The sequence below is a fragment of the Thiobacillus sp. genome (assembly GCF_024708915.1).
Genome location: NZ_JANJXQ010000194.1, coordinates 1 through 5,473 on the forward strand (window position 1 = coordinate 1; position 5,473 = coordinate 5,473).

Below are 5,473 nucleotides of genomic sequence, written 5' to 3' on the forward strand. Positions count from 1 at the left end.
GCGGCGCGAACGAGATTTCGCGCGAACTGCTGCATCGCATGAACGAAACCCAGTTTCACCGCGGTCCCGACGAAGGCGGCCTGCATCTGGAGCCCGGCGTGGGGCTGGGGCACCGGCGGCTGTCGATCATCGACCTGTCCACCGGCCAGCAGCCGCTGTTCAACGAAGACGGCTCGGTGGTGGTGGTGTTCAACGGCGAAATCTACAACTTCCAGCAACTGGTGCCCGAGCTCGAAGCGCTCGGCCACGTCTTCCGCACCCATTCCGACACCGAAGTCATCGTCCACGCCTGGGAGGCCTGGGGCGAAGCCTGCGTCGCGCGCTTCCGCGGCATGTTCGCGTTCGCGCTGTGGGACCGCAAGCAGGAAACGCTGTTCGTGGTGCGCGACCGCTTCGGCGTCAAGCCGCTGTATTACGCCTTCCTCGACAGCGGCGAGTTCATTTTCGGCTCCGAACTGAAGTCGCTGATGGCGCATCCCTGCCTGGCGCGCGACATCGACCCGCTGGCGGTCGAGGAATATTTCGCCTACGGCTACGTGCCCGAGCCGCGCACCATTTTCAAGCGCGCGTACAAACTGCCGCCGGGGTTCACGCTCACGCTCAAACGCGGCCAGGCGCGTGCGCTGCCGAAGCAGTACTGGGACATGCCCTTTGCCCCGGTAAAGGTTACGGACGAGGCTGGCGCGATGGACGAGCTGGTCGAACGGATGAAGGAATCGGTCCGCCTGCGCATGATCGCCGACGTGCCGCTCGGCGCGTTCCTGTCGGGCGGCGTCGATTCCAGCGCGGTGGTGGCGATGATGGCGACGCAGTCGGCCGCGCCGGTGAACACCTGCTCGATCGGCTTCGACGACCCGGCCTTCAACGAGGTCGAGTATGCGCAGCAGGTGGCTGACCGCTATCGCACGCAGCATCATGTCGAAACCGTCGCCGCCGACGATTTCAGCCTGGTCGGCAAGCTCGCCCAGGTATACGACGAGCCCTATGCCGATTCGTCCGCACTGCCGACCTACCGGGTGTGCGAACTGGCGAGGAAGCACGTGAAAGTCGCGCTGTCGGGCGACGGCGGCGACGAACATTTCGCCGGCTACCGGCGCTACCGCTGGTTCCGCTACGAAGAGCGCATGCGCGCGGCGATGCCGCTCGCGCTGCGCCGCCCGCTGTTCGGCACGCTCGGCAGGCTGTACCCGAAAGCCGATTGGGCGCCCAGGGTGCTGCGCGCCAAGACCACCTTCGAGGCGCTGGCGCGCGATACGGTCGAGGGCTATTTTCACGGCGTTTCGCTGCTGTCGGATGCGCAGCGCAGGCAGCTGTTTTCGCCGTCGTTCCGGCGCGAACTGCAGGGCTACCAGGCGGTGGAAGTGCTGCGCCGCCACGCGGCGGTGGCGCCCACCGACGATCCCCTGTCGCTGGTGCAGTATCTCGACATGAAAACCTATCTGGCCGGCGACATCCTCACCAAGGTCGACCGCGCCAGCATGGCGCACGCGCTCGAAGTGCGCGAGCCGCTGCTCGACCACGAGCTGATGGGCTGGGTGTCGGGGCTGCCCACCGATCTCAAGCTGCGCGGCACCGAGGGCAAATACTTGCTGAAAAAGGCGATGGAACCGTATCTGCCGCATGACGTGCTGTACCGCAGGAAAATGGGATTCTCGGTGCCGCTGGCCGCCTGGTTCCGCGGCCCGCTGGCCGCCACCATCCGCGGCGTGGTGCTGGGCGAGCGGCTGGTTTCCACCGGCCTGTTCAATCGGGATTTTCTGCGCCAGGCGGTCGAGGCCCATCAATCCGGTCAGCGCGATTATTCGGTGATTCTGTGGACGGTGCTGATGTTCGACGCCTTCCTGGCGCAGGTGCTGGGTATGGACGACACGCAGCGCGAGGCGGCATGAAGATCCTGCACGTATTCGACCACACCCTGCCGCTGCATTCAGGCTACACCTTCCGCAGCGCGGCGATCCTGCGCAACCAGCGCAAGCTGGGCTGGCAGACCTGGCACCTGTCCGGCCCCAAGCAGATCGATTGCAGCGTGCCGGAGGAGGACGCCGACGGCCTGCATTTTTACCGCACCCCGAAACCGTCCGGTCTGCTCGCCCGGCTGCCGGGCGGCGACCCGTTCGCAGTGATGGGGGCCATCGAAAAACGCCTGCTGGGATTGGCGCGCGACCTGCAGCCCGACGTCATCCACGCGCATTCGCCGGTGCTCGACGCGGTGCCGGCGATACGCGTCGGGCGCAAGCTGGGCATTCCGGTAGTGTATGAAATCCGTGCATTCTGGGAGGACGCCGCGGTCGATCACGGCAGCACGCAAGAAGGTGGCCTGCGCTACAGACTGACGCGCGCGCTGGAAACCTGGGCAGTAAAAAATGCCGACGCGGTGACGGTCATTTGCGAAGGCCTGCGCCGCGACCTCGTCGCGCGCGGCATCGCGCGGGACAAGATCACCGTCATCCCGAATGCGGTCGACATCGACCAATTCGCCGTCGGCGGCAAGCCCGATGCCGGGCTGAAGCTGAAGCTCGGTCTTGGCAGCAGCCGGGTGCTCGGCTTCATCGGCTCGTTCTATGCTTACGAAGGACTCGACTTGCTGCTCGATGCGCTGCCGGCGATTCTGAAACAGATACCCGACGTGAAGGTGCTGCTGGTCGGCGGCGGGCCGCAGGAGGCGGCCTTGAAACGGCAGGTGATGGCGCTCGATCTGAAAGAGCGCGTGGTGTTCACCGGGCGGGTGCCGCACGCCGAGGTGAACCGTTACTACGATCTGATCGACGTGCTGGTGTATGCGCGTCACCCGATGCGGCTGACCGAACTGGTCACGCCTTTGAAGCCGCTGGAAGCGATGGCGCAGGGGCGGCTGATGGTGGCGTCCGATGTCGGCGGCCACAAGGAACTGATCCAGGACGGCAAGACCGGCACGCTGTTCCAGGCGGGCAATGCCGGAGACCTCGCCAGCAAGGTGGTGGCGCTGCTGAAGTACGAGCAGGGTTGGGACCGCATGAAGCGCAACGGCCGCCAGTTCGTGGAATCCGAACGCAACTGGGCGGCCAGCGTGGCGCGTTATCGGGGGGTGTACGGCAGCCTCGTGAAGCCGGGCATGGAGACGGCGCTTGGCTGAGGCGGGCACAGTCGAACCGCGCCGGGTCGACCTGGTCGTGTTCAGTTCGCTCTTCCCCAGTGCGGCACGCCCTGGTGCCGGCCTGTTCATCCGTGAGCGCATGTTCCGTGTGGCGCAGCATCGGCCGCTTGCCGTCGTTTCGCCGCAGCCGTGGTTTCCCGGCCAGTCGCTGATCCGCCGGCTGCGCCCCGGCTACCGTCCGTCGGCGCCGGTGCTGGAGATCCAGCAGGGCATCCGCGTGTATCACCCGCGTTTCCTGGCGCTGCCCGGTCTGCTGCGCCGGCTCGACGGCATGGCGATGGCGCTGGGCAGCTTTTTTCTGCTGCGCCGCCTCCGGGCCGAGGGCGCGCGCCTGATCGATGCCCACTTTACCTACCCGGACGGCGAAGCCGCGGTCCGGCTGGGGCGCTGGCTCGGCCTGCCGGTGACGGTCACCCTGCGCGGCACCGAAGTGCCGCATAGCCGCGATCCGGTGCTGCGTCCGCGCCTGGCTCGCACGCTCAAGGCCGCCACGCGGGTGTTCTCGGTGTCCGATTCCCTGCGCCGGCTGGCGCTCGATCTCGGCGCCGCCGACGAGAAAACCGAAGTCGTCGGCAACGGCGTGGATATTGGCGTTTTCCAGCCGGTCGAGCGGACCGCCGCGCGCGCCAGGTTCGAGCTGCCGGCCGGCGCGCGCGTGCTGATCTCGGTGGGGGGACTGGTCGAGCGCAAGGGCATGCACCGCGTCATCGACTGCCTGCCGGCGCTGCTCATGCGCCATCCGGACCTGCATTACCTCGTCGTCGGCGGCGGCAGCCCGGAAGGCGACCTGCGCCCCGAACTCGATGCGCAGGTTGCGCGGCTGGGCCTGGCCGGGCGCGTGCACTTTCTTGGCGCGCTGCCGCCGGAGGAGCTCAAATGGCCGTTGTCGGCATCAGACGTGTTCGTGCTGGCGACCCGCAACGAAGGCTGGGCCAATGTATTTCTCGAAGCCATGGCCTGCGGCCTGCCGGTCGTCACCACCGACGTCGGCGGCAATGCCGAGGTGGTCTGCCGTGCCGAACTCGGCAGCGTGGTGCCGTTTGGCGACGCGGCCGCCTTGCGGCAGGCGCTGGACGCCGCGCTGAATGCGGACTGGAATCGCGCCGCGATCCTCGAATACGCCCGCGCCAACCAGTGGGACAAGCGCGTGGCGCAGCTGCTGAGCGCGTTCGAGCGCATCATGAATACAACGGCGGTTCCTTCGGGGCTTGCAGGCAAATGAAAATCCCCGCCTGGCTCGCCCGCAACGTGTTTCGCGCCCAGGAGGCGGCGATGCAGCGGCCGACCTTCGCCGTGCTTGCCGAGCTGGAGCGCACGCAGTGGCTGTCGCGCAGCGAGATGCTGGATTATCAGACCGGGCATCTCAACGTGCTGCTGCAAGGCGCCCTGGCGCACAGCCCGTGGCACGCGGCCAGGCTGCAGGCCGCCGGGCTGACCGATGCCGTCAGAGCCGGGGCGGTGTTGCTGACCGACTTGTCGCGCCTTCCGACGATGGACAAGCGCGACGCCCGCGACAACGTCGAGCGGCTGGTGTGGCGCGGCGTACCGGGCGGGGTGTACCCCTACACCACCGGCGGTTCCAGCGGCGAGCCGCTGAGTTTCTATTTCGGCCGGGCACGCCAGGCCGCCGACGCCGCCGGGCGGCTGCGCGCGCGCCGCTGGTGGGGCGTCGATCCGGGCGAACGCGAGGTGTACCTGTGGGGCGCGCCGGTGGAGCTGAACAAGACCGACCACATCAAGTCCCTGCGCGACCGCCTGGTCAACCAGCTGTTGCTGAATGCGTTCGAGATGTCGCCCGCGCGCATGGATGATTACCTGCAGGCGATCCAGGCATGGAATCCGCGGGCGATCTACGGCTACGCCAGCAGCCTGGCGCTGCTGGCCGCCCATGCCGAGGCGCGCGGCAGCCGGCCGAAGCTGGCCGCGCTGCGTGTGGTGAGCAGCACCGGCGAGCCGCTGTTTCCGCATCAGCGCGAGTTGATCGAACGCGTGTTCGGGGTGCCGGTCTCGGTCGAGTACGGTGCCCGCGATGCCGGGCTGATGGCGCTGCAGGCACCGGACGGGTCGCTGCTGCAGATGAGCGAGACGCATCTCATCGAAGTGCTGGATGCGGCGGGCAAGCCGGCAGAGGAAGGCGAGGCGGTGATCACCAGCCTGGTGTCGGCGGCGCAGCCCTTCATCCGCTACCGCACCGGCGATGTGGTCAGGCGTTCGGGGCGGGCCGATCCCGGCGGGCGCGGCCTCGCCGTGCTGGACGCGGTGGTGGGGCGGCAGACCGATTTCATCGTCGCCGCCGACGGCCGCATCATGCATGCGCTGGCGGTGATTTACGTGCTGCGC

At 67.8% G+C, this 5,473-nt stretch carries 4 protein-coding genes; all 4 read left to right on the forward strand.

All coding sequences use genetic code 11. The annotated features are described in order from the left end of the window. The first annotated feature begins 14 nt into the window (after window positions 1-14). Entirely contained in the window at window positions 15-1,889 is a 1,875-nt protein-coding gene (locus Q0L94_RS13310) for an XrtA/PEP-CTERM system amidotransferase (RefSeq protein WP_296753945.1), read from the forward strand. Beyond that, window positions 1,886-3,112, forward strand: a complete 1,227-nt coding sequence (locus Q0L94_RS13315; protein WP_296753940.1) for a TIGR04063 family PEP-CTERM/XrtA system glycosyltransferase — start codon at window positions 1,886-1,888, stop codon at window positions 3,110-3,112. The genes Q0L94_RS13310 and Q0L94_RS13315 overlap by 4 nt, the downstream gene beginning before the upstream one ends. Continuing rightward, complete coding sequence (locus Q0L94_RS13320; RefSeq protein WP_296753942.1) at window positions 3,105-4,355, forward strand: glycosyltransferase; 1,251 nt, start codon at window positions 3,105-3,107, stop codon at window positions 4,353-4,355. Before Q0L94_RS13315 ends, Q0L94_RS13320 begins: the two co-directional genes overlap by 8 nt. Then, on the forward strand, window positions 4,352-5,473 hold a 1,122-nt coding region (locus Q0L94_RS13325), incomplete at its 3' end, for a phenylacetate--CoA ligase family protein (RefSeq protein ID WP_296753943.1). The genes Q0L94_RS13320 and Q0L94_RS13325, both read left to right, overlap by 4 nt.